The sequence below is a fragment of the Nonomuraea sp. NPDC049269 genome (assembly GCF_043197155.1).
Classification (GTDB): Bacteria; Actinomycetota; Actinomycetes; order Streptosporangiales; family Streptosporangiaceae; genus Nonomuraea.
The window spans coordinates 462,274-484,778 of the sequence record NZ_JBICSO010000004.1 but is presented as its reverse complement, the minus strand read 5'-3'; the positions used below and the strand labels follow the sequence as shown (position 1 = coordinate 484,778).

The following is a 22,505-nucleotide window of genomic DNA, read 5'->3' as shown; positions in this document are numbered from 1 at the left end:
CGACGAGGAGTACACGCATGGAGCTGTTCAGTGAGGAACGATCGGCGCACGTGGTCGCTGAGAGCTTCGCCGGCACGGCGGACCCGCGGTTGCGGGACGTGCTGACCGCACTGGTGCGGCATCTGCATGCCTTCGTGAGAGAGACGGAGCTGACCGAGGAGGAGTGGGGCGCGGGCATCGACTTCCTCACCCGGACCGGGCAGAAGTGCGACGCCGCGCGGCAGGAGTTCGTGCTGCTCTCCGACGTCCTGGGCGTCTCGATGCTGGTGGAGACGATCAACCACCGCAGCGGAGGCACCTCGACGGAGTCGACGGTGCTCGGTCCGTTCCACATGGTCGAGTCCCCGCCACGCGAACTGGGTGAGAACATCGCGCTGGACGGCAAGGGGGAGCCGTGCCTGGTCACCGGCCAGGTCAAAGGACCCGACGGCGAACCGCTGGCCGGCGCGCTGGTCGACGTGTGGCAGGCCAACGCCGATGGCTTCTACGACGTGCAGCAGCCGGGCGTGCAGCCTGAGCTGAACCTGCGCGGGCTGTTCACCTCCGACGAGGATGGCAGGTTCTGGTTCCGGACGATCGTGCCCCGCTATTACCCGATCCCCGACGACGGGCCGGTGGGCGAGCTCCTGGCCGCGACCGGCCGGCACCCGTACCGGCCGGCGCACATGCACTTCATCGTCACCGCTCCGGGATACCGCCCGGTCACTACGCACCTGTTCGTCGACGACAGCCCCTATCTGGACTCCGATGCCGTCTTCGGTGTCAAGGAGAGCCTGATCCGGCGATTCGCGCTCGTCGACCACGAGGCGCGCGCGGCCGAGGCCGGACTGCCCAACCCGTTCCGCACCGTCCACTTCGACGTCGCCTTGCTCCGCGCCGCCCACGCCGGCGGAAGCCTGGATTAACGGCAGGTTTCCACCGTGACACATGTTGATTGCTCGTTACGCCAGTGAGTTACACGTAACGAACGCACAGCCACGGATCGTCAAAGTGCGTAACGCGCGCTTCCTACATTCGAGTCCTCGCCACCGAATGTAGGAGGAACGATGGCGCGCTGGATAGCCGATTGGCACCCCGACGACAAGGCCTTCTGGGAGGGCTCCGGCAAGCGGATCGCCCGGCGCAATCTCGTCTTCTCGATCCTGGCCGAGCACCTCGGGTTCACGGTGTGGACGCTGCTGAGCATCGTGGCCGCCAAGATGGGCGCCTACGACTTCTCCACCGACCAGCTCTTCTGGCTCGTGGCACTGCCCAACCTCGTCGGCTCCGTGTTGCGCGTCCCCTACACGTTCGGGCCGGCCAGGTTCGGTGGCGCCACGTTCACCACGGTCAGCGCGTTGCTGCTGGTCATCCCCACGGTGCTGCTCGGGCTGGCGGTCAGCGACCCGGGCACCCCGTACTGGATGTTCCTGGTGATCGCGGCGCTGGCCGGGGTCGGCGGCGGCAACTTCGCCTCCAGCATGGCGAACATCACCTACTTCTACCCGCGCTCGCGGCAAGGGGTGGCGCTCGGGCTGAACGCGGCCGGCGGCAACATCGGGGTCAGCTCCGTGCAGCTGGTCATGCCGCTGGTGATCGGCGGGTTCGGGCTGGCCGCCGCGGGCTGGTTCTGGGTGCCGCTGGTCGTCGTGGCCGCCGTCTGCGCCTGGTTCTTCATGGACAACCTGGCGGTGGCCAAGGCCAAGCCGCGCGAGCAGCTGGCGGTGGCCGGGCGGGCGCAGACGTGGATCATGTCGTTCCTGTACATCGGCACGTTCGGCTCGTTCATCGGCTACTCGACGGCCTTCCCGCTGCTGGCCAAGAGCCTGTTCCCCGGCTCGCCGTGGGCGGCGGTGGCGTTCGTCGGCCCGCTGCTCGGCTCGCTGATCAGGCCGGTGGGCGGCTGGCTCGCCGACAAGAAGGGCGGGGCGCCGGTGACCCTGTGGAACTTCGCCGGCATGGGCGTCGGAGTGGTCCTGATCTGGCTGGCCAGCACCTCGGGCAACTTCTGGCTGTTCTTCCTGTCCTTCCAGGTGCTCTTCATCACGGCGGGCATCGGCAACGGCTCCACCTACCGGATGATCCCGGCGATCTTCCAGGCCAAGGCCGTGGCCGAGCGCGGCGCCGGCGAGGAGGCCCTGATGTACGGCAAGCGGCAGGCGTCCGCGGCCATCGGGATCATCTCCGCGGTCGGGGCGCTCGGCGGCTTCTTCATCAACCGGGCGTTCGGCATGTCGTTCGCCCAGACAGGTAGCCCGGCCACCGCGTTCGTCGGGTTCGGCGCCTTCTACGTGGCCTGCTTCACGCTGACCTGGTGGTGCTACACGCGCAAGGTCGGCGTCTCGCTCGTGGGCAGCCTGGCCGACGCCCGTGTCTGAGGATCCCGTGGTGACCGCGACCCACTGCCCGTACTGCGCTCTCCAGTGCGGCATGACGATCACCGCCCGGGGATCCGAGATCACGATCGCGCCGCGCACCGACGTCCCGGCGAACTCCGGCGGCGCCCTGTGCCAGAAGGGCTGGACGGCGGCCGACCTGCTGACCAACGGCGAACGGCTGACCACGCCGCTGCTCCACGGCCGGCCCGTGGCCTGGGAGACCGCTCTCGACTACGTGGCCGACCGGCTGGTCGCCATCCGCGCCGCGCACGGCCCCGACGCCGTGGCCGTGTTCGGCGGCGGCGGGCTGACCAACGAGAAGGCCTACCAGCTCGGCAAGTTCGCCAGGGTGGCGCTCGGCACCAGCCAGATCGACTACAACGGCCGCTTCTGCATGTCGTCGGCCGCGGCCGCCTCGCTCAGGGCGTTCGGGATGGACCGCGGTCTGCCGTTCCCGATCACCGACCTGGCCGAGACCGACGTCGTCCTGCTGGCCGGCGGGAACGTCGCCGAGACCATGCCGCCCTTCGTCCGGCACCTGACCGGGCCGCGGCTCATCGTCATCGACCCCCGCCGCACCGCGACGGCCAAGCTGGCCTGGCTGCACCTGCAGCCCACGCCGGGCACCGATCTGGCGCTCGCCCTGGGGATGCTGCACCTGGTCATCGCCGAAGGGCTGGTCGACGAGGACTACGTCGCCGCCAGGACGTCGGGCTTCGAGCAGGTCCGCACCTCGCTGGCCTCATGGTGGCCCGAGCGGGTCGAGCGCATCACCGGTGTGCCGGTCGCCAGGATGCGTGAGGCCGTACGGGCGCTCGCCGCGGCCGGGCGGGCCGCCGTGCTCACCGGGCGGGGCGCCGAACAGCACGCCAAGGGCACCGACACCGTCACCGCGTTCATCAACCTGGCCCTGGCGCTGGGGTTGCCCGGCCGGCCCGGTTCCGGGTACGGCTGCCTGACCGGGCAGGGCAACGGCCAGGGCGGCAGGGAGCACGGCCAGAAGGCCGACCAGCTGCCCGGCTACCGCAAGATCGACGACCCGGCCGCCCGCGAGCACGTCGCCGCGGTCTGGGGCGTCCGGCCCGACGAGCTGCCCGGCCCGGGACGCTCGGCCTACGAGCTGCTCGACACGCTCGGGACGCCCCAGGGGGCGCGCGCCCTGCTGGTCTTCGGTTCCAACCCCGTGGTGTCCGCGCCGCGCTCCGCGCACGTGACCGAGCGGCTCGACGCGCTCGACCTGCTGGTGGTCTCCGACATCGTGCTGTCGGAGACGGCCGCGCGGGCCGACGTGGTGTTCCCCGTGACGCAGTGGGCCGAGGAGACCGGCACCATGACGAACCTCGAAGGCCGGGTGCTCCTGCGCCGCCAGGCCGTACCCGCTCCCGAGGGGGTCAGGAGCGACCTGGAGGTCATCCGGGAGCTGGCCGGACGGCTCGGCCACCGGTTCTCCGCCGAGCCGCGGGAGGTGTTCGACGAGCTGGGCCGGGCCAGCGCGGGCGGCGCGGCCGACTACGCGGGCATCAGCTACGAACGGATCACCGAGGAGACCGGCGTGTTCTGGCCCTGCCCGTCGCCGGAGGACCCAGGCCGCCCGCGCCCGTTCCTCGACTCCTTCGCCACCCCGGACGGCCGGGCCAGGTTCGTGCCCGTCGAGCACCGGCCCGCGGCCGAGGAGCCCGACGACGACTACCCCGTCTACCTGACCACGGGCCGCGTGCTGGCCCAGTACCAGAGCGGCGCGCAGACCCGCAGGATCGCCGCCCTGTCCAAGGCCGCGCCGGAGCCGTTCGTCGAGCTCCACCCCGATCTCGCCGAGCAGCTGGCCATCACCGCCGGAGACGTCGTGCGCGTGCTCAGCCGGCGGGGTGAGAGCACGGGGCTCGCCCGGATCAGCGAATCGATCCGGCGCGACACCGTCTTCATGCCGTTCCACTGGGAGGGCGCCAACCGCCTGACCAACCCCGCACTCGATCCGACATCGCGGATGCCGGAGTTCAAGGTCTGCGCCGTCAGGGTGGAGAAGATCGCATGAGGCTCGTCGTAGTAGGGAACGGGATGGCCGGGTCGCGGCTGGTCGGCGAGGTGCGGGCGCGTGACCCGCACCTGTCGGTCACCGTGTTCGGCGCCGAGACCTGGCAGCCCTACAACCGGGTGCTGCTGTCGAACGTCCTGGCCGGAAGCTCGGGTCCCGACCAGGTACGGCTGCTCGACCCGAGCTGGTACGCCACCCACGACGTCGAGGCCGTCTTCGGCAGCGAGGTGGTGCGCATCGACCGGAGCGCCCAGACGGTGATCACCGCCGACGGCCGGAGCACGCCGTACGACATGCTGGTCCTGGCCACCGGCAGCCAGGCGGTCGTCCCGCCGGTGCCGGGGGCCGAGCTGGCGATCCCGTTCCGCACGCTCGACGACTGCCACCGCATCCTGGAGGCGGCGGAGCGCGCGGACAGGGCGGTGGTGGTCGGCGGCGGCCTGCTCGGCATCGAGGCCGCGCGCGGGCTGGCCGGGCGCGGCCTGCCCGTGACGCTGCTGCACCTGGCCGACCATCTGATGGAACGGCAGCTCGACGCCGAGGCCGGGCTGGTGCTCGGCGAGACGCTCACCGGGCTCGGCGTGGACATCCGCACCGGCGTGTCGGCCGAGGCGATCCTGGAAGAGGGCGTCCGGCTGGCCGACGGCGAGGTGGTCGAGGGCGACCTCGTCGTGCTGGCGTGCGGCGTGCGTCCGGTGACGGGGCTGGCCAAGGATTCGGGCCTGTCCGTACGGCGGGGCATCGTCGTGGACGACGAGATGCGTACCGAGGACCCCGCGGTGTTCGCCATCGGTGAGTGCGCCGAGCACGACGGCACCGTCTACGGCCTGGTCGCCCCCGCCTGGGAGCAGGCGGCCGTCGCCGCCGAGGTCATCACCGGCGGCAAGGCGCTCTACCGGGGTTCGCGGCTGGTGACCAGGCTCAAGGCCAGGAGCGTCGAGCTGGCCGCGATGGGCGAGACCCAGCTCACCGAGGAACACGCCGAGGTGGTGCGCTTCAGCCACCGAGCTCGCGGCACCTACCGCAAGCTCGTCATCCGCGACGGCCGGTTGGTCGGCGCGATCCTGCTGGGCGACACCGACGCCGTCGGCACGCTCACCCAGCTCTTCGACCGCGGTGGGCCGCTGCCGGGCGACCGCGCCGGGCTGCTGTTCCCCGGGCTGGCGACGGTCACCGTGGCCGACAGCCCGGTGCTCATGCCCGACGCGGCGAAGGTGTGCCAGTGCAACAACGTGACCAAGGGCCAGATCAGGGCGTGCTGGGAGGCCGGCGCGCGGGACGTGGCCGCGGTGGCGTCCGCGACCAGGGCCACGACCGGGTGCGGGACCTGCCGGGATGCCGTGGAAGGCATCGTCGGCTGGCTGTGTGAGCAGGAAGGGATCTCGGCATGAACAGGATCGTCGTCGTCGGTTACGGACCCACCGCCCATCGGCTCGTCGAAACGCTGCACGAGCGGGGCTTCGACGGCCGGGTCACGGTGATAGGCGAGGAGCCCCGCCCCGCCTACGACCGGGTCGCGCTGACCTCCTACCTGTCGGGGATCAGCGTCGAGGACCTCACCTACCCGGTGCCGCCGGGCACGGTGACCAGGCTCGGCGGGCGCGTCACCGGGATCGACCGCGAGGCCCGCACGGTCACGCTGGCCGACGGGTCGGCCGAGCCGTACGACGTGCTCGTGCTGGCGACCGGGTCGGCGCCGTTCGTGCCGCCGGTGCCGGGCGCGGAGCACGCCTACGTCTACCGGACCATCGACGACCTCGACGCGATCAGGATGGCCGCCAAGGACGCGACCGAGGGCGTGGTGGTCGGCGGCGGGCTGCTCGGCCTGGAGGCCGCCGACGCGCTGCGCGGGCTGGGGCTCAAGACGCACATCGTGGAGATGAGCCCCTGGCTGATGCCCCGCCAGGTCGACGAGGGCGGCGGCTCGGTGCTCAAGGGCCACATCGAGGCGCTCGGGCTCAGCGTGCACGCGGGCGCGGGCGTGAAGGAGATCGTCGCGGGTGAGCGCGGCGTCACCGGGCTGCGCAAGCCCGACGGCACCCTGCTGGACGCCCAGATCGTCGTCTTCTCCGCCGGGATCAGGCCGCGCGACGAGCTCGCCCGGACCAGCGGGCTGGACGTGGGCGAGCGGGGCGGCATCACGGTGGACGCCGGGATGCGTACGTCCGACCCGGCGATCTACGCGATCGGCGAGTGCGCGCTGGCGGGCGGCATGGTGTACGGGCTGGTCGGGCCGTGCTTCACGATGGCGGAGGTGGCCGCGGACCGCATCCTGGGCGGGGCCGCCACCTTCGACGGGGCCGACCTGTCGACCAAGCTGAAGCTGCTCGGCGTCGAGGTGGCGCAGTTCGGCGCGATGGACGGGGCGCTCGACGTCACCTACATGGACCCGGTGGGCGGCGTCTACAAGAAGCTGTTCATCAGCGACGACGCCAAGACGCTGCTCGGCGGCATCTGCGTCGGCGACGCCTCGCCGTACTCCGCACTGCGCCCCTTCGTCGGCAAGCCGCTGCCGGCGGCGCCGTCCGACCTGCTGTTCACCGGGTCGGGAGCCGAGCTGGACCTGCCCGACGACGCGCAGGTGTGCTCGTGCAACAACGTCAGCGCGGGGACGGTCCGCACCGCCATCGCCGACAAGTCGCTCACCGACGTTCCCGGGATCAAGGGGTGCACGCGGGCGGGCACCACCTGCGGGAGCTGCGTGCCCATGCTCAAGCAGCTCCTGGAGAAGTCCGGGGTCGAGGTGAGCAAGGCGCTGTGCGAGCACTTCACCTACTCCAGGGCCGAGCTGTACGACATCGTCAGGGTGCGCGGCATCACCACGTTCTCGGACCTGATCTCCGCGCACGGGCAGGGCCGGGGCTGCGACATCTGCAAGCCGGCCGTGGCCTCGATCCTCGCCTCGCTGCACAACGGGCACGTCCTCGACGGCGAGCGGGCGGCCTTGCAGGACACCAACGACGCCTTCCTCGCCAACATCCAGAAGAACGGCACCTACTCGGTCGTCCCGCGCATCCCCGGCGGCGAGATCACGCCGGACAAGCTCATCGTGATCGGTGAGGTGGCCCGCGACTTCGGCCTCTACACCAAGATCACCGGAGGGCAGCGGATCGACCTGTTCGGCGCCCGCGTCGAGCAGCTGCCGCAGATCTGGCGGCGGCTCGTCGACGCCGGGTTCGAGTCCGGGCACGCCTACGGCAAGGCGCTGCGGACGGTGAAGTCGTGCGTGGGATCGGCCTGGTGCCGCTACGGCGTCCAGGACTCCGTCGGCCTGGCCATCGACCTGGAGCTGCGCTACCGCGGCCTGCGCGCGCCGCACAAGCTCAAGTCGGCCGTGTCCGGCTGTGCCCGCGAGTGCGCGGAGGCCAGGTCGAAGGACTTCGGGGTCATCGCCACCGAGCAGGGCTGGAACCTGTACGTCGGCGGCAACGGCGGGTTCAAGCCGCGCCACGCCGACCTCCTGGCGGCCGATCTGAGCACCGAGGAACTGATCAGGACGATCGACCGGTTCGTCATGTTCTACATCCGCACCGCCGATCGGCTGCAACGCACCGCTGCCTGGCTGGAGTCGCTCGACGGCGGGCTCGACTACCTGCGGCAGGTGATCATCGACGACTCCCTGGGGATCTGCGCCGAGCTGGACGCCCAGATGGAGCACCACGTCTCCACGTACGTGGACGAATGGCAGACGACCATCGACGATCCGGAGAAGCTCGGCCGGTTCGTCAGCTTCGTCAACGCGCCGGGGGTTCCCGACCCGTCGATCGTCTTCGAGACCGAACGCGACCAGATCAAGCCGGTGGAGGTGTTGGCCCGATGAGTAGCTGGATTCCCGTCTGCGGGTATCAGGCGTTGCTGCCGGAGCGCGGGGTGTGCGCTCTGGTGGACGGACGGCAGGTGGCCGTCTTCCGTACGTTCGACGGTACGGTGCACGCGATCGGCAATCTGGACCCGTTCAGCGGGGTGCAGGTGTTGTCGCGGGGGATCGTCGGCACCCGGCAGGGGGAGCCCACTGTGGCGTCACCCCTGCACAAGCAGGTGTTCTCGCTGGTGAGCGGGGAGTGCTTGGACGAGCCCGGGTTCTCCGTACCGGTGTATCCGATCCGGGTGGACGGTGGGCTGGTGCAGGTGGGCGTCTGACAGCTCTGGTTTGAGGAGGCGGGCCGGTCACGCTCATCGAGCGCGACCGGGTCGCCTCTTCTGGCTTCAGTGCTCGAGCATCATCTCCGCCGGTGGGTATACATGCGCGGTCTGATGTCCCACCGGCAGGACACAGCGCCGTTCGGAGTCGATGCTGTCGCAGCGCTCCGCATCGTCGCGTTGCGGCAAAGGCTCGGGTTCGGTGCTCAGGCTCGTCTCCAGGTGCGGCACTCGTTCGACGCTATCGGACACGGCGGCGGGTTGGTCGCGGCCCGGCAACGATCCAACCTCTGAACGGTCTCACCAACTCCTGTGAAGGTTACTGTGAGCAATCCCCGTGGCTGTGGCGGGGGGTGGTAAAAGGGTTGTCCGAAGTGGATAAATGGTGCATTCGGGGCGGGTGTTGGGGGGAATTAGCCCGCTATGAGCACAAAATCCCAGGCCAGAGCACTCCTGCTGGCGGCAGTCGTCCCGGCGATGCTCGTCACGGGCTGTGCCGCGGGCGGTAGCAATATGCGACTGATGGGCGCGGTGGCGAGCCCGGTTCCGCCCATGCCCTCGGAATCAGGCCCGACACCGGCCGAGTCGGAGACGGGCACCACGAGCCCGATGCCGTCCGAGTCGGGCACCATGAGCCCGGAACCCTCGGGCCCCGAGATGACCTCGCCGCGCGCGGCCGTACAGGCGTACTTCGACGCGGCCAAGGCCGGTGACGCGGACAAGGCCGCCGACGCGTTCGCCTCCGACGGCATGGCCGCCATAGCGGGCAAGCCGACTGCGGACGGCACCGAGGCGCTGCGCAAACTGTTCGAGGACGAGTTCAAGGCGAAGGCCGAACGCACACACACCTTCGACGAGACGCGGACCTTCGGGAACGAGGCGGCCTTCGTCCGCACCACCAGCAAGGAGGGTGACGAGACTTACCGCGAGTTCTTCCTTCTCAAGAAGGCCGACGGTGAGTGGAAGATCGACCTCTTCATGGACAACGAGCCGACCTGAGCGGGCCGGTGACATGCCTGCTTGCCTCTCAGCGGCCGGTCTCCAGGCTCAAGCACGTCTGGGGGCGCCACCGATCACATCGGCGGCGCCCCCAGGCGTGCGGGGCCGTGGGCGCGCGATGGGACGGTGTGCGATTTAGCGTGGGGGCATGCAGGACCTTTCGGAGTTCCAGCATCGACGCTTCGCCCGTATGTACGAGCGGCTCAGCGCCGAGGCCGAGCGGAACGGCATGGCCGGGCTGCGGCGGCGGTTGCTGTCCGGGTTGAGCGGCCGGGTGGTGGAGGTGGGCGCCGGCAACGGGATGAACTTCCCGCACTATCCCCCGCAGGTGCGCGAGGTCGTCGCCGTCGAGCCCGAGGACCACCTGCGCGCGCTGGGCGAGCGGGCCGCGGCTCCGGCTCCGGTGCCCGTGACGATGGTCCGGGGGCATGCCGGCGCGTTGCCGTACGACGCCGGGTCGTTCGACGCGGCCGTGGTGTCGCTGGTGCTGTGCTCCGTCCCCGACCAGGCCGCGGTGCTGGCGGAGGTACGCAGGGTGCTCAAGCCGGGCGGTGAGCTGCGCTTCTTCGAGCACGTACGCTCGGCGAACCCGGTCCGGGGCGTGCTGCAGGATCTCATCACCCCGCTGTGGCGGCTGATGGCCGGAGACTGCCGCCCCAACCGGGACACCGCGGCGGCGATCCGGGACGCGGGGTTCGTGATCGAGGACATCGACCGGTTCGTCCATAAGGCGACGCCGAAGTCGCCGGCCATGGCCCACATCCTGGGGCTCGCCCGCAGACCTTAGGGGCGCTTACCGCCCGGCAGGCGTGGTGTGATGCGGCCCTGGTCGACGAGTGCCAGATAGACGGCGAACGCGCCATGCGCCCACATCTCGGTCTGTCCGAGGGTGAGCGTGGTCTCCTCGCCGTCGCGCGAGACGATCTCGTACCGGCCGAAAGGCGCTCGCCGCCAGACGAGCAGGACGTTCTCGAAGACCAGGACATCCAGCATCGCGGCCAGGTGGTCACGTCCCACGGCGGACACGGCGAACAGCCTCCTCGCTCCTCGCCTTGTCTCCCATTGTGTGTCGTCAGTGGGGATGCTGTGCATCTATACGGTGGAGATTGCTCACTACCGCGCTTGGCAGACGGCTGGGGTGTGATCGATGCAGGCGTTCTTGGCAGTGCTCGGTCTGGTGGCCCTTGTCGTCGTGGGTGTGGCCGGGGTCTACGCCGTTTCGCTGGTCGTCGCGCCTCGGGGGACGTCGCGGGTGGGGCCGTATCTGTCGGGTGGGCTGCCGCGGGAGCACGCGCTGGCCCGGTTTCACGTTCGCTGGTACGCCGTGACGCTCGTCTTCCTCGCCTTCGACATGGAGATGATCTTCATGTACCCGTGGGCGCTGGTGGTGGCCGAGATGGGCGGTGTGGCGCTGGTGGAGATGTTCGCGTTCCTCGGGTTGCTGATGGTCGGGGTCGTCTACACGTGGCGGGAGGGGGCGTTCCGGTGGGTTTGAGCGGGTGGCTGATGCGGCGGGCGTCCGTGCGGCCGCTGGTCGTCGCCGGGGTGTACGGGACGCGTACGCGGCTGCTGGTGGAAGCGGAGGTGGCGGGCCGGGGGTGGGCCGTCGCTCTGTCGCCGGGGGAGGCGAGCCTGGTGGTGGTGTGCGGCGTGCCGGGGGAGGAGTTGGCGGCGGCGATTACGGTCGTTTGGGGTGGTGTCGCGAGTCCTCGGGCGTTCGTGGAGCTGCCGTCGGACGCCACGCCTGACGTGGTCGCGGGGGCGTTGGACGGTGCGGTGGTGGCGCTGGGGGATGAGCCCGGCCAGCGTCGCGACGCGGCCGAACGAAAGTCGCAGTCCTGGCCGCAGGAGCCGATGGACCGCAGTGACCACGGTGGGATGGATCACGGTGGGATGGATCACGGTGGGAGGCATGGGGGCATGGGGGGCGGTGGGCATGAGCATCACATGGGGAGTCCCGGTGGGGTGGCCATGGCTGAGCGGGGGCCGGATCGGGACGGGCTCAAGCTCGACCGGCTGCACGTCCCGCTGGGACCGGTGCTCGTGGACTGGCCCAGTGGGCTGGTCGTGGAGACGGTGCTCCAGGGTGACGTGATCCAGCAGGCGACCGTGCGTGTGGTTGGCGGCGTCGGGGGTGGGGTGAGCTTCTGGGATGAGCCCTGGGTGGCCGCGTCGGAGGGGCGGGTGGTGACGCGGGGGGAGGCGGAGCGGCGTAGGGCCGCGTCGCACCTCGACAGCCTTGGGCGGCTGCTGGCCGTTGCCGGGTGGCCTTCGGCGGCTCTGCGGGCCAGATGGCTGCGGGACCGTACGTTGGCGGGGGACTCCCGAGCTGGCCTGAGCCGTGATCACGCCCGGTTCGCGCGGCGGGTACGGCGGTCGAGGATCCTCGCCTGGATGCTCCGCGGCGTGGGCCTCGGCGTGCGACCTGGCGTGGAGTCCGACGCGGGAGCCGCTGTGCGACCTGGCGTGGAGTCCGACGCGGGAGCCGCTGTGCGACCTCGCGCGGGACCCGACGCGGGAGCCCTCGCCTTGTCGGAGACGGACGTACTGAGTCGGCTGCGTTGGTGGCTGGACAGCACCGCAGCCGCCATTGACGCGCTGGACGACACGACAGCGCTCGTAGGGGACGACGGACCCAGGGGCCCCGTGGGAGAGCGGCGGTCGGCGGCGGCGTTGGACGTGCTTCCCCGGTTGCTGGACGGAGCCGAGCTGGCCGCCGCCCGCCTGATCGTGGCCGGTCTCGACCCCGACCTCGACCAGCTCCCCCAGGAGGCGTTCCATGGCTGAGCCCGGTGCGGTCCTCGGGCTGGCCGTCGCGCTGGCGGCACTCGTATGGGGCGCTGCGGCACTCGACGCCCGCCTGGGCTCACCCCCGCGGTCGCGGCATCCGGCAAGGCGCCCGGGGCCGCCGCCGCAGGGCGGGCCGTTGCGGGAGGTGGCCCGGTTGCTGGTGCAGCAGCGGCGCCTGACGCTGTTGCCCGACGTCCTGCTCACCCGCATCGGCCTCCTGACGCTGCTCCTGGCCCCCGTTCTGGCCGCCGCCGTGCTGCCCCTCGGCGAGGCGCCGGTGGCGGACCTGGACGTCGGGGTCGTGTGGTTCAACGCCATGGAAGTGTGCGTCTGGCCGGCCCTCTGGCTGATCGGCTGGGGCGCCAACTCCGTCTATCCGCTGATCGGCGGCTACCGCTACGTCGCCCAAGGGCTGGCGTACGAGCTGCCGCACATGTTCGCCCTGATCACCGTCGCCCTGGGCGCGGGGTCGCTGCGGATGACCGGCATCGTCCAGGCGCAGCACGGCCTCTGGTACGCCGTCTGGATGCCCGTCGCCTTCCTCGTCTACCTGGTCTCGGCGCTGGCCATGGCGTTCTGGGGGCCGATGGGGCAGCCGCTCGGCCGGGACCTCGCCGGGGGAGTGCCCGCCGAGTTGTCCGGTGCCGATCGGCTGCTGTTCCTGGCCGGACGGTACGGGGTGCTCGTGGTGGCCGCCGCCGCGGCCGTGCCCCTGTTCCTCGGGGGTGGCGCGGGGCCGCTGCTGCCGGCGTGGGCGTGGACGCTGGTCAAGACCGTCGCGGTGCTGGTCCTGCTGGTCGTGGCCAAGCATCGGCTGCCGGCCGTACGGATGGATCGGTTCATGGACTTCTCCTGGATGGTGCTGATCCCGCTCATGCTGGCGCAGTTGCTGGTGGTCGGGATCGTGGTGCTGCCATGAGCGTCGCCTTCTGGGTTCTCGCCGTGGTGGCGGTGGTGGCCGGGGTCATGGTGTTCGTGGTGGACTCGATGGCGCGGGCGACGTTCGCGCTGCTCGCGTCGCTGCTGGCCGTCGGCGGTACGTTCCTGCTGATCGACCTGCGCTACCTCGGCGTGCTGATCGTGCTGATGATGGTCACGGAGATGATGATCATGGCGATCTTCATGATCATGTACATGATGAACCCTGCGGGGCTGATGCCGATGAAGATGGTGCACAACAACCGGGCCGCCGCGATCATCGCCGGGGCCGCGTTCGTCCTGCTGGCGGCGGGGGCGCTGCTCACCCCCTGGCCGGCCGCGAAGGGACGTCCGGGCGGCGACCCCACCCACGCGCTCGGCCTGTCGATCATGGGGCCGAAGATGCTCGTGATGATGGTCATCGGCGTGGCGATCCTGGCCACGATGATCTCCACCGTGGTGCTCGCCACGCACAAGGGGCGCTACGACCGATGACTCTCCAGGCCTTCCTGCTGCTCGCCGCCGCGCTCTTCGCGGTGGGCCTGTACGGCGCGCTGTCCCAGCAGTCGATCGTCATGCTCATGATGGGCCTCGAACTCATGATCAACGGCCTGATCGTGGCCGGCGGCGCCTTCTGGTACTACGTCGCCCCCCAGAACGCCGACGGACAGGTGCTGGTGCTCGTCGCCGTGACCGTGATGGCGCTGGAGATGGCGATGGGGTTCGCCGTGGTGACCGCGATATTCCGGGCCCGCGATGTGGACACGACGGACGACGCCGGAGACCTCAAGGAATGAACGCCCTCCTCTGGCTGCTGCCCGCCCTCCCCCTCGCCATGGGTGCCGTCCTCCTCCTGGTACGGCGGGCCGCCAGGCCGGTGGCCCTCGCCACGGCCGTCGCCACCCTGGGGCTGGCCGGTTACGCGGCGGTGGCGCGGCCCCGGGTCGGCGCGCGGCTGTTCTTCGAGTCCGGGCTGGCCGTGGACGGGCTGTCGGCGGCGATGGTCGTGACCGTGGCGGGGGTGGCGCTGGCCGTCCTGGTCTTCGCCGCCGGTGAGCTGCGCGAGGCGCGGTTCTTCGGGCTCATGCTGATCTTCGTCGGCGCCATGCTGCTGACCGTGACGGCCACCGACCTGGTGCTGCTGCTCATGGGGTGGGAGGTCATGGGCGCGATGTCGTACGCGCTCATCGGCTACTGGTGGCACGACCCCGAGCGGGTGCGCTCGGCGACGATCGCGTTCGTCACCACCCGGGCTGGCGACCTCGGCCTGTACTTCGCCGCCGGCGCCGCCTTCGCGGGCGCGCTGGCCGCCACCGGCAACGGGGACGGGGCGTTCGAGCTGGCCGTACTGTCCGGTGATCCGCCCCCGTGGCGGGATCTGATCGCGGCCGGGATCGTGCTGGCGGCGCTGGGCAAGTCGGCTCAGGTGCCGTTCTCGTTCTGGCTGTCGCGGGCGATGGCCGGGCCCAGTCCGGTGTCCGCGCTGCTGCACTCGGCGACGATGGTGGCCGCGGGGGCGTACCTGCTGCTGCGTGCTCAGCCGCTGCTGGCCGCGACCGGGTGGGCGGCGGCGGTGGTGGCGTGGGCAGGGGCGGCGACCGCGCTGCTGCTCGGGGCCGTCGCCGTCGCGCAGCGGGACCTCAAGCAACTGCTCGCCGCCTCCACCTGCGCCCAGATCGGGTTCATGGTGCTGGGCGCGGGCGTGGGGGAGGTGCCGGGCGGTGCGGCGCAGCTGGTGGCGCACGCGGCGGTCAAGAGCCTGCTGTTCCTCGGGGCCGGGGCGTGGCTGGCGGCGCTCGGCACCAAGGACCTGACCGGGCTGCACGGGGCCGCGCGGCGGTATCCGCTGGTCGGCGTCACGTTCGGGATCGGGGCGCTGGCTCTGGCCGGGGTGCCGCCGCTGTCGTTGTGGCTGACCAAGGACGCGGTGCTCGGGGCGGTGCGTGAGCCGGTGCTGTACGGGGTGGCGTTCGCGGGTGCGCTGCTGGGTGCCGCCTACGCCGCCAAGGCGCTGGTGGCCGTCTGGCGGCCCGTCGACGCGGGTACCCGTGACGACACCGAACAGCCGGGCACCCGGCGGGTTGGGGTGCTGGAACGGCTGCCGCTGCCGGTGCTCGCGCTGGGCGCGGTCGTGCTGGGGCTGCCCGTCCTGGTGGGCGCCGGACGGCACCTGGCCGTCGGCGAGCTGGCCCTCTCGGGGACGCTGGCGGCGGCCGTGGTGCTCGCCGTCGCCTTCGCGACACGGAATCGACCGGACACTGTGCCGGGCGCGGCCGCACGTCCGGCGGTCGCGGTGCCGGGCATGCGGGGGTTGCTCGCCGGCTGGCTGTGGTTGGAGAAGGCCGCCGTCGTCCTGGTGTGGCGGCCGTTGACGGCACTGGCCGGCGGGGCCGCGTGGTTCGACGATCGGGTCGTCGACGGCGCCGTCAACGCCGTACCCCGGCTGGGGATGGCCGCCGCGCGCCTGGCGCGCAGGCCGTTCGAGTCGGGAATCGAGGGCTTTGTACGGGCGGTGGCCGGCGCGGCCGGACGGCTCGGCACACTGGCCCGGCGTCCGCAGACCGGCCAGGTGCACACGTATTTCGCCCAGGCCGCCGTCGCCCTGATCGTGCTGGCCGTCGTGTTCGCGCTGGCGAGGTGAGCGTGCTCGATATCGTGATCTTCCTCCCCCTGGTGGCGGCGGCGCTGCTGGCGGTGATCCCGCGCGGGAAGGCCGCCGGATGGGTGTGGGTCGGCGTCTGCTCGCTGGACCTGGCCCTGGTGATCGTCATGTGGACGGGCTACCAGGGCGGCATCGGCTACGAGACCAGGCTGCGCTGGATGCCGTCCGTGGGCGCGGGCTATCACGTCGGCGTCGACGGGCTGTCGCTGCCGCTGATCGCGATGACCGCGCTGCTGTTCCTGGTCTGCGCCGTTTACTCGCTGGGGGAGGCCGGCCGGGCGTACGCGGCGTTGTTCCTGTTCCTGCAGACGGTCTCCATCGGCCTGTTCGCGGCGCTCGACCTGCTGCTGTTCTTCGTCTTCTTCGACCTGTCGATCGTCGGCATGTACTTCGTGATCGTCGGCTGGGGGCACGGCGACAGGGCCCGCTCGGCGCTCAAGTTCTTCCTGTACACCTTCCTCGGGTCCCTGGCCCTGCTCCTCGGCTTCATCGGCCTGTACCTCGGCGCCGAGCCGCACACCTTCGACCTGGTCGACCTCACCACGAACCCCGCCAAAGCCGGACCCCTGGTCCTGCTCGCGATCGGCGTGGGGCTGGCGATCAAGACGCCGACCGTCCCCGTGCACACCTGGCTGCCGCCCGCCCACACCGACGCGCCCGCCGCCGGCTCGGCCATCCTCGCCGGGGTGCTGCTCAAGATGGGCACGTACGGCTTCGCCCGCATCGCGATGCCGATGCTGCCGCAGGCGTGGCGCGAGTACGCCTGGGTGATCATCGTGATCGGCGTGGCCGGAGTCCTGTACGGCGCGCTGGTCGCCCTGGCCCAGGAGAACCTGAAGCGGCTGATCGCGTACACCTCCGTCAACCACATGGGCTACATCGTCCTGGCATTGGGCGCGGCCGGGCTGAGCGCTCCGACGCAGGCCAGGGAGCTGGCGGTCAGCGGCGCGGTCACCCAGATGGTCAGCCACGGCCTGCTCACCGGGGCGCTGTTCCTGATCACCGGCATCCTGTGGGACCGGGCCCAAAGCTACGAGATCGGCAAATATGGCGGTATGCCGCCGGTGCTGACCGGGCTGATGGCGGTGGCCGCGTTCGGCTCGCTCGGCATCCCCGGCCTTTCTGGATTTGTCGCGGAGTTTCAGATCTTCACTGGCGTTATCGGTGCAGGTGCGGTGATCTCCGGTGCGCTGGGCATCGTGGGCATCCTCATCACGGCCGCGCTGTTCCTGCGTGTCCTGCAGCGCGCCTTCCTGGGCCGCCCCGGCGAGCTCACCTCGCAGGTCACCGACGTACGCCCCCGCGAACTGGCCGCCATCGCCCCGCTGCTGATCCTCTCGCTGATCATCGGCATCGCCCCCCGCTGGCTCCTCGACCTGATCGAACCCGCCGCCGCCGCCATCGTGAACCTGGTCAGCCGATGACCGAGAACCCGCTCGACCTGGTCCCCGAGCTGCTGATCCTGCTGGGTGCCGTGGCGGGCCTGCTGACCGGCCTCTTCCTGCCCAGGCCCCGGCAGTGGATCGCCGCCTGGATCTGCGGCCTGGCCCTGGCCGGCGCGATGGCCGCCACCGCCGTTGTCATGAAAAATCCTGACAAGATGGCGTTCGCCGCTTACGCCGTGGACCCCCTCACGAACGTCACCCGGGCCACGGTCGCGCTCGCCACCCTGCTCGTGATCATCATGACCACCCGCTGGGCCCGTGGACACCCCCGCGAGACCGAGGTCTACACGCTGCTCCTGCTGGCCGCGCTCGGCACCGTCCTCATGGCGGGCGCCGACGACCTGCTCGTGCTCGTCGCCGCGTACCTGCTCGCCAGCATCCCCGCGTACGCCCTGGCGGGCTTCGGCAAGGACGCGCCCGGCACCGAGGCCGCGCTGAAGTACTACCTGATGGGCGCGTTCCTCGGCGTGCTCATGGTGGCGGGCGTCACCCTCGTGTACGGCATGGCGGGCGCGACGGCCTACCCCGGCCTGGACGCGCCGGTCGTGGGCGTGATCCTGCTGCTGGCCGGGCTGCTGTTCAAGGCAGGGGGCGTGCCCGCGCACTTCTGGGTGCCCGACGTCACCGAGGGCGCCTCCCGGCCGGTGGCCGCGTTCGTCACCACGGTGCCGAAGATCGGCGCGCTGGTGGCGCTGTTCCGGCTGGCCGGCGAGGTGTTCGACGAGCCCGCGCTGATCGCGGTGCTCGCCGTGGCCACGATGACGCTGGGCAACCTGGCCGCCTTCCACCAGGACAACGTGCGCCGCCTGCTCGCCTACTCCACGATCAGCCAGGCCGGCTACCTGCTGGTGCCGGTCGCCATGGCGGGCCGTACCGGCATCGCCTCGCCGGCGTTGCTGTACTACGTGGCCGCGTACGCGATCACGAACCTGGGCGCGTTCGCCGTGGTCGTGTCCTTGGGCTCCGACCGGCTCGGGGACTACGCGGGGCTGGCCAGGAGGTCGCCGTGGGCGGCGTTCGCGCTGGTGGTGTGCCTGCTGGGGTTGATCGGCACGCCGCCGACCGGGGTGTTCGTGGGGAAGCTGCTCGTCTTCGCGGCGGCCTGGGACGGCGGTTATGCCTGGCTGGCCGTGGTGGTGGCGGTGAACACGGTGGCCAGCGTCTTCTACTACCTGCGATGGATCCGGCCGCTCTTCGCCAGGGAGGCTGTTGGGGGGGCGGCTCGGGGGTGGCTCGCACCGGTCATCGCCGTGGCGTCCGTGGCGTTCGGGGTGGCGGGCGGGATCGTCCTGCTGGTGCTGCCGTCGCGGTAGCCGATCGGGCGTTGCCCGGCTGGTCAGAGGTCGCGTTCCTGCTGGTCGAGGATGGCGACGGAGATCGCCACGGCGGCGCCGGGATCGCGGTCCTCGATCGCCTGCAACAGCTCCTCGTGCGAGCCGTCGAGCACCAGCGCCGCCTGTTCCATGTGGCGGACGCTGTCGCGCAGCGCGTCGCTCATGCTCCGGTAGAGGTCGCTGAGCAGCGGGTTGTGCGCCGCGTCGGCCACCAGGAGGTGGAAATCGACATCCGCGTCGGCGAACGCGTCCACGTCCCCCGCCCGCCCGGCCGCGTCCCGGCGTACCAGCGCCTCGCGCATGCCGGTGAGGTCCTCTTCGGTCCGCTTCCCGGCGGCCAGCCGCGCGGCCACCAGATCGAGCCCGCGCCGTACGTCGATGATGTCCATCGCGGCCGCCTTGGCGATCCGCCTGCCCAGCGCGACCTGCGACTCGTCGACCGCCGTGACGTATGTACCGTCACCCTGGCGGGTGGTCAGCAGCCCGGAGTGGGCCAGCACGCGTACGGCCTCACGGACCGAGAGCCGGCTCATGCCGAGGCTCTCCGCGAGCCGCAGCTCAGACGGGATCTTCGTCCCCACCGGCCAGGCGCCGCTGGTGATCTCCTTGCGGAGCTCTTCGATCGCGGCATCCACAAGGGAGGTCCGCGCCACGTTTCGCATGAGCCGATCGCCGATTCTCAGTGATTACTTAGTACGGCACCGTATCGCAAGCGGCGGCCGGCGGCTCACCCCCGGAGCACGCGGGAACGGCATGGAACGCCTAAAGGGCAAACCCATCTCTCAGGAGGATCCATGCGCATCTTCAGACGGGGAGCCTGCGCCGTCGCCGCGATCGTCTCGCTCATCGCCACGCTCGGCATCCAGAGCCCGGCCTCCGCTGACGCCGCCACCGACTCCAGGCTGCTCTCACTCACGTCGAGCTCGCTCTTCGCCCGAGGGGCGTTCGGCAGCCCGTGGAAGGTCGGGGACTGCCATCTGGAGTTTCCCAGCTACGTCTTCATCGAAAGTGGCACTACTCGCGTACACGTGCACGCGGTGAGCGACACCGACTTCACCAAGCACGCCGACGTCTGGCACAGCAAGCTCGTCTTCATGGACGCCCAGCAGCGCGTGGTGGCCAGCGTGGGCAGCACGGGCGAGAGCGTTCTGGACTCGCCCCAGATGGTGCCCGCCGAGGGCGACGAGGGGCCGAGCAACGTGTACGAGTGGGACCACGTCGCGGTGGTGCCCAGCGGCATCCCGTCCAGGGCCGTCTTCGTCAGATGGCTGTCAGCCTGCTGACCTGCGGGGGCGATTCCATGCGCCTGGTGCGTGAAGGGATCATGGACCGGGAACCGGATCAGGCGATCATCAACGAGTATCAGCCGGGGCAGGGCATCAGCCCACATATCGACTGCGTGCCCTGTTTCGGCCCGGTTGTCGCGGCGATATCCCTGGGCTCTGGCTGCGACATGGATTTCACTCACCCCGAGGCGGGACAGCGGTCGCCGGTGCGGCTCGCTCCAGGCAGCCTGTGCGTCATGACCGGACCCGCCAGATATGCGTGGCGGCACGGCATCGCCGCCCGTAAAAGCGACCCGGGTGCGGCGGGCCGGGTCCTACGGGGGCGGCGAGTGTCGGTGACCTTCCGTACGATCATCGGCGGGTAGCGCTCGCGGACGAGGCCGTAGAGCCGGGCGTCAGATGCGGCTATATCTGTCCAACACGCCCCTGTACGTCAACGCACCGGATCTTGTCAGGCCCCCTGCCGGGTGAGAGATTGCGGTTACTTGGCGCCCACCCGTCTCGGAGGACACGCGTGCCACAATTACGCCCGGCCCTCGTCGCCGTCGCCCTCACCATGGCGATCGCGAGTCCCGCGCAAGCGGCCGCCGGCCCCAGGATCACCGTTGAGAACGGCCGCACGCAGCCGGTCTTCTCCTACGCGGACGCCGTCCGCGAATACGTGTACGTCGAGTCGAGCGTCGACAGCGACTCCGACGGCCGGTTGGACCGGGTACGCGTCGACATCATCAGGCCCAAGGAGTCCGGTCCGCGGCTCAAGGTGCCGGTGATCATCGACGAGAGCCCGTACTACGACAATTCTGGACGCGGCAACGAGGCCGAGCGGAAGGTCTACGACGCCGCCGGGAATGTCACGAAATTTCCGCTCTTCTATGACAACTACTTCGTGCCACGCGGCTACGCCGTCCTGAACGTCGACATGCTCGGCACCACCAGGTCCGACGGCTGCCCCGACATCGGCGGCAAGGCGGACGTCCTGGGCGGCAAGGCCGTCGTGGACTGGCTGAACGGCCGGGCCAAGGCCTACCGCGCGGACGGCACCCAGGCCGTGGCCGACTGGACCACCGGCAAGGCCGGGATGATCGGCAAGTCCTATGACGGCACGCTGGCCAACGCCGTGGCCGCCACCGGCGTGCGCGGACTTGAGACGATCGTGCCGATCTCGGCGATCAGCTCCTGGTACAAGTACCAGCGCTCGAACGGCGTGGTCTACAACTACGACTACGCCTCCTGGCTGGCCAACTACGTCGACACCGACCCCGAGCCCAAGTGTCAGGCCGTACGGGATCGTCTGGACGCCGAGGACGGCGACGACACGGGCGACTACAACGCGTTCTGGGCCGAGCGCGACTACATCAACGGCCTGCTCGGCGACGTCTCCAAGGTCAGGGCCAGCGTCTTCGTGGTGCACACCGCCAACGACCTGAACGTCAAGCCGGACAACTTCTCCACCTGGTGGCAGGCCCTGGCCAAGCGGAACGTACCGCGCAAGATCTGGGTGGGCCAGTACCAGCACGTGGACCCGTTCGACTTCGAGGGCCGCAGGGACGTGTGGGTGGACACGCTGCACGGCTGGTTCGACCACTGGTTGCAGGGCGTACGCAACGAGGTCATGAACGCCCCGCGCGCCGACGTGCAGACCGGCCCGACGCAGTGGATCACCCAGCGCGACTGGCCGGCACCGCTGGCGGCGAACGTCGCGCTGCGGCCGGCCGCCGACGGCTCGCTCGGCCTCGTCCAGGCCAGGCGCGATGCCAGCGCCTCCTTCACCGACGTGGCGCTCGAGGAGGAGGAGATGATCGCCGACGTCGGTACGGCCAAGCCGGGCCGGGTGGCGTTCACCAGCGGCGCGCTCCCGCTCGACCTGCGCCTGTCCGGTACGCCCACGGCCGACCTGCGGGTCAAGCTCGACAAACCGGACGCCAATCTGACCGCCCTGCTCGTCGACTTCGGCGACGCCACCCGCGTCGACTGGCGGCGCGGCCAGGGCATCACCACGCTCACCGAGGAGGACTGCCACGGCGACAGCACCGCCGCCGACGACGCCTGCTACCGCAAGGTGACCACGAACACGGTGACGCGGCCCGCCGAGATCGTCGCCCGCGGCTGGATCGACATGCGGAACCGCGACTCGCTGAGCACTCCGTCGCCCCTGCCGGTCGGAACGTGGGGCAAGGTCAAGTGGCAGACGCTGCCGCACGACTACACCTTCAGGAAGGGGCACCGGATCGCCCTGATCGTCGCGGGCACCGACACGACGTACACCTCTGAGGCGGGTACGGGCGCGAACGTCACGCTCGACCTGGCCAGGAGCAGCGTGATCGTGCCGTTCACGCAGGGGGCGCCGACGGTGGACGTGCCGAAGGACGCGGGCCAGTTCCGCGGACCGGCGCGGATCGACCTGCCGGAGCCGGAGAACACCTTCTTCTAGCAGCAGTCAGGTGGTGGGGGGGCGGAGCGCCGCCCCCAGAGGTTAGAGGTGCTTTAAGCCCGTCGTCCAGTATCCCCCGCCCCTTGCGGCGGGGCCGAACGCTCCCAGGGC

22 protein-coding genes are annotated in these 22,505 nt (G+C 70.7%); 19 read left to right on the top strand and 3 right to left on the bottom strand.

What is annotated here, in order from left to right:
• Nucleotides 1–17: 17 nt before the first annotated feature.
• The 6 genes from ACGFNP_RS24780 to nirD all read left to right on the top strand — a co-directional run bounded on the left by ACGFNP_RS24780 (nucleotide 18) and on the right by nirD (nucleotide 8,529).
• Nucleotides 18–905 (top strand): intradiol ring-cleavage dioxygenase, encoded by an 888-nt coding sequence (locus ACGFNP_RS24780; RefSeq protein WP_393322442.1) that lies wholly within the window; start codon nucleotides 18–20, stop codon nucleotides 903–905.
• Between the two features lie 141 nt (nucleotides 906–1,046).
• Nucleotides 1,047–2,357, top strand: coding sequence for an MFS transporter (locus ACGFNP_RS24775; RefSeq protein ID WP_393322439.1), 1,311 nt, complete (start codon nucleotides 1,047–1,049; stop codon nucleotides 2,355–2,357).
• 10 nt (nucleotides 2,358–2,367) lie between these two features.
• Entirely contained in the window at nucleotides 2,368–4,389 is a 2,022-nt protein-coding gene (locus ACGFNP_RS24770) for a molybdopterin-dependent oxidoreductase (RefSeq protein WP_358315290.1), read from the top strand.
• Nucleotides 4,386–5,780: an FAD-dependent oxidoreductase gene (locus ACGFNP_RS24765; RefSeq protein ID WP_358315287.1), complete on the top strand. Its 1,395-nt coding sequence runs from the start codon at nucleotides 4,386–4,388 to the stop codon at nucleotides 5,778–5,780. Before ACGFNP_RS24770 ends, ACGFNP_RS24765 begins: the two co-directional genes overlap by 4 nt.
• On the top strand, nucleotides 5,777–8,209 hold the full coding sequence (gene nirB, locus ACGFNP_RS24760; RefSeq protein WP_358315284.1) for a nitrite reductase large subunit NirB: 2,433 nt from the start codon (nucleotides 5,777–5,779) through the stop codon (nucleotides 8,207–8,209). Before ACGFNP_RS24765 ends, nirB begins: the two co-directional genes overlap by 4 nt.
• Nucleotides 8,206–8,529 (top strand): nitrite reductase small subunit NirD, encoded by a 324-nt coding sequence (gene nirD, locus ACGFNP_RS24755; protein ID WP_358315281.1) that lies wholly within the window; start codon nucleotides 8,206–8,208, stop codon nucleotides 8,527–8,529. The genes nirB and nirD overlap by 4 nt, the downstream gene beginning before the upstream one ends.
• 66 nt (nucleotides 8,530–8,595) lie before the next feature.
• Here the strand turns inward: nirD and ACGFNP_RS24750 are convergent, their stop codons facing one another.
• Complete coding sequence (locus tag ACGFNP_RS24750) at nucleotides 8,596–8,760, bottom strand: hypothetical protein (RefSeq protein WP_358315278.1); 165 nt, start codon at nucleotides 8,758–8,760, stop codon at nucleotides 8,596–8,598.
• Between the two features lie 192 nt (nucleotides 8,761–8,952).
• On the opposite strand from ACGFNP_RS24750, the gene ACGFNP_RS24745 reads away from it, so the two are divergent.
• Nucleotides 8,953–9,528, top strand: coding sequence for a nuclear transport factor 2 family protein (locus ACGFNP_RS24745; RefSeq protein WP_358315275.1), 576 nt, complete (start codon nucleotides 8,953–8,955; stop codon nucleotides 9,526–9,528).
• Between the two features lie 148 nt (nucleotides 9,529–9,676).
• On the top strand, nucleotides 9,677–10,315 hold the full coding sequence (locus ACGFNP_RS24740; protein ID WP_358315272.1) for a class I SAM-dependent methyltransferase: 639 nt from the start codon (nucleotides 9,677–9,679) through the stop codon (nucleotides 10,313–10,315).
• Here the strand turns inward: ACGFNP_RS24740 and ACGFNP_RS24735 are convergent.
• On the bottom strand, nucleotides 10,312–10,554 hold the full coding sequence (locus tag ACGFNP_RS24735) for a hypothetical protein (protein WP_358315269.1): 243 nt from the start codon (nucleotides 10,552–10,554) through the stop codon (nucleotides 10,312–10,314). The two genes, ACGFNP_RS24740 and ACGFNP_RS24735, sit on opposite strands and share 4 nt — an antisense overlap.
• A 121-nt stretch (nucleotides 10,555–10,675) precedes the next feature.
• On the opposite strand from ACGFNP_RS24735, the gene ACGFNP_RS24730 reads away from it, so the two are divergent.
• Genes ACGFNP_RS24730 through ACGFNP_RS24695 form a run of 8 tightly spaced genes read left to right on the top strand, consistent with a single transcriptional unit; the run spans nucleotide 10,676 to nucleotide 18,656 of the window.
• The gene (locus ACGFNP_RS24730; protein WP_393322431.1) at nucleotides 10,676–11,023 is read left to right on the top strand and encodes an NADH-quinone oxidoreductase subunit A; all 348 of its coding nucleotides are present in this window, start codon (nucleotides 10,676–10,678) and stop codon (nucleotides 11,021–11,023) included.
• An 11-nt stretch (nucleotides 11,024–11,034) separates the two neighbouring features.
• On the top strand, nucleotides 11,035–12,315 hold the full coding sequence (locus ACGFNP_RS24725; protein ID WP_393322428.1) for a hypothetical protein: 1,281 nt from the start codon (nucleotides 11,035–11,037) through the stop codon (nucleotides 12,313–12,315).
• Nucleotides 12,308–13,237: an NADH-quinone oxidoreductase subunit H gene (locus tag ACGFNP_RS24720; protein WP_393322425.1), complete on the top strand. Its 930-nt coding sequence runs from the start codon at nucleotides 12,308–12,310 to the stop codon at nucleotides 13,235–13,237. The genes ACGFNP_RS24725 and ACGFNP_RS24720 overlap by 8 nt, the downstream gene beginning before the upstream one ends.
• Nucleotides 13,234–13,731: an NADH-quinone oxidoreductase subunit J gene (locus ACGFNP_RS24715; protein WP_393322422.1), complete on the top strand. Its 498-nt coding sequence runs from the start codon at nucleotides 13,234–13,236 to the stop codon at nucleotides 13,729–13,731. The genes ACGFNP_RS24720 and ACGFNP_RS24715 overlap by 4 nt, the downstream gene beginning before the upstream one ends.
• On the top strand, nucleotides 13,728–14,033 hold the full coding sequence (nuoK, locus tag ACGFNP_RS24710; RefSeq protein ID WP_358315254.1) for an NADH-quinone oxidoreductase subunit NuoK: 306 nt from the start codon (nucleotides 13,728–13,730) through the stop codon (nucleotides 14,031–14,033). The genes ACGFNP_RS24715 and nuoK overlap by 4 nt, the downstream gene beginning before the upstream one ends.
• Nucleotides 14,030–15,877: an NADH-quinone oxidoreductase subunit L gene (locus ACGFNP_RS24705; RefSeq protein ID WP_393322418.1), complete on the top strand. Its 1,848-nt coding sequence runs from the start codon at nucleotides 14,030–14,032 to the stop codon at nucleotides 15,875–15,877. The genes nuoK and ACGFNP_RS24705 overlap by 4 nt, the downstream gene beginning before the upstream one ends.
• Entirely contained in the window at nucleotides 15,874–17,322 is a 1,449-nt protein-coding gene (locus tag ACGFNP_RS24700; protein WP_393322415.1) for a NuoM family protein, read from the top strand. Before ACGFNP_RS24705 ends, ACGFNP_RS24700 begins: the two co-directional genes overlap by 4 nt.
• The gene (locus ACGFNP_RS24695; protein WP_393322413.1) at nucleotides 17,319–18,656 is read left to right on the top strand and encodes an NADH-quinone oxidoreductase subunit N; all 1,338 of its coding nucleotides are present in this window, start codon (nucleotides 17,319–17,321) and stop codon (nucleotides 18,654–18,656) included. Before ACGFNP_RS24700 ends, ACGFNP_RS24695 begins: the two co-directional genes overlap by 4 nt.
• A 23-nt stretch (nucleotides 18,657–18,679) precedes the next feature.
• Here ACGFNP_RS24695 and ACGFNP_RS24690 read toward each other — a convergent pair whose 3' ends face one another.
• Complete coding sequence (locus ACGFNP_RS24690) at nucleotides 18,680–19,339, bottom strand: FadR/GntR family transcriptional regulator (protein WP_358315242.1); 660 nt, start codon at nucleotides 19,337–19,339, stop codon at nucleotides 18,680–18,682.
• Between the two features lie 132 nt (nucleotides 19,340–19,471).
• On the opposite strand from ACGFNP_RS24690, the gene ACGFNP_RS24685 reads away from it, so the two are divergent.
• The 3 genes from ACGFNP_RS24685 to ACGFNP_RS24675 all read left to right on the top strand — a co-directional run bounded on the left by ACGFNP_RS24685 (nucleotide 19,472) and on the right by ACGFNP_RS24675 (nucleotide 22,394).
• A complete protein-coding gene (locus ACGFNP_RS24685) occupies nucleotides 19,472–19,960 on the top strand; it encodes a hypothetical protein (RefSeq protein WP_393322410.1) in 489 nt (162 codons plus the stop codon).
• Entirely contained in the window at nucleotides 19,942–20,328 is a 387-nt protein-coding gene (locus ACGFNP_RS24680) for an alpha-ketoglutarate-dependent dioxygenase AlkB (protein ID WP_393322407.1), read from the top strand. Before ACGFNP_RS24685 ends, ACGFNP_RS24680 begins: the two co-directional genes overlap by 19 nt.
• Nucleotides 20,329–20,477: 149 nt before the next feature.
• Nucleotides 20,478–22,394, top strand: a complete 1,917-nt coding sequence (locus ACGFNP_RS24675) for a Xaa-Pro dipeptidyl-peptidase (RefSeq protein ID WP_393322404.1) — start codon at nucleotides 20,478–20,480, stop codon at nucleotides 22,392–22,394.
• Nucleotides 22,395–22,505: the final 111 nt, after the last annotated feature.

Excerpts from the sequence above, each read along its gene's own strand:
- nuoK (WP_358315254.1), top strand. The coding sequence starts at position 13,728 with ATGACTCTCCAGGCCTTCCTGCTGCTCGCCGCCGCGCTCTTCGCGGTG.
- ACGFNP_RS24705 (WP_393322418.1), top strand. The coding sequence starts at position 14,030 with ATGAACGCCCTCCTCTGGCTGCTGCCCGCCCTCCCCCTCGCCATGGGT.
- ACGFNP_RS24725 (WP_393322428.1), top strand. The coding sequence starts at position 11,035 with ATGCGGCGGGCGTCCGTGCGGCCGCTGGTCGTCGCCGGGGTGTACGGG.
- ACGFNP_RS24720 (WP_393322425.1), top strand. The coding sequence starts at position 12,308 with ATGGCTGAGCCCGGTGCGGTCCTCGGGCTGGCCGTCGCGCTGGCGGCA.
- nirB (WP_358315284.1), top strand. The coding sequence starts at position 5,777 with ATGAACAGGATCGTCGTCGTCGGTTACGGACCCACCGCCCATCGGCTC.
- ACGFNP_RS24765 (WP_358315287.1), top strand. The coding sequence starts at position 4,386 with ATGAGGCTCGTCGTAGTAGGGAACGGGATGGCCGGGTCGCGGCTGGTC.
- ACGFNP_RS24745 (WP_358315275.1), top strand. The coding sequence starts at position 8,953 with ATGAGCACAAAATCCCAGGCCAGAGCACTCCTGCTGGCGGCAGTCGTC.
- ACGFNP_RS24690 (WP_358315242.1), bottom strand. The coding sequence starts at position 19,339 with ATGCGAAACGTGGCGCGGACCTCCCTTGTGGATGCCGCGATCGAAGAG.
- ACGFNP_RS24730 (WP_393322431.1), top strand. The coding sequence starts at position 10,676 with ATGCAGGCGTTCTTGGCAGTGCTCGGTCTGGTGGCCCTTGTCGTCGTG.
- ACGFNP_RS24775 (WP_393322439.1), top strand. The coding sequence starts at position 1,047 with ATGGCGCGCTGGATAGCCGATTGGCACCCCGACGACAAGGCCTTCTGG.
- ACGFNP_RS24780 (WP_393322442.1), top strand. The coding sequence starts at position 18 with ATGGAGCTGTTCAGTGAGGAACGATCGGCGCACGTGGTCGCTGAGAGC.
- nirD (WP_358315281.1), top strand. The coding sequence starts at position 8,206 with ATGAGTAGCTGGATTCCCGTCTGCGGGTATCAGGCGTTGCTGCCGGAG.
- ACGFNP_RS24685 (WP_393322410.1), top strand. The coding sequence starts at position 19,472 with ATGCGCATCTTCAGACGGGGAGCCTGCGCCGTCGCCGCGATCGTCTCG.
- ACGFNP_RS24695 (WP_393322413.1), top strand. The coding sequence starts at position 17,319 with ATGACCGAGAACCCGCTCGACCTGGTCCCCGAGCTGCTGATCCTGCTG.
- ACGFNP_RS24680 (WP_393322407.1), top strand. The coding sequence starts at position 19,942 with ATGGCTGTCAGCCTGCTGACCTGCGGGGGCGATTCCATGCGCCTGGTG.
- ACGFNP_RS24740 (WP_358315272.1), top strand. The coding sequence starts at position 9,677 with ATGCAGGACCTTTCGGAGTTCCAGCATCGACGCTTCGCCCGTATGTAC.
- ACGFNP_RS24715 (WP_393322422.1), top strand. The coding sequence starts at position 13,234 with ATGAGCGTCGCCTTCTGGGTTCTCGCCGTGGTGGCGGTGGTGGCCGGG.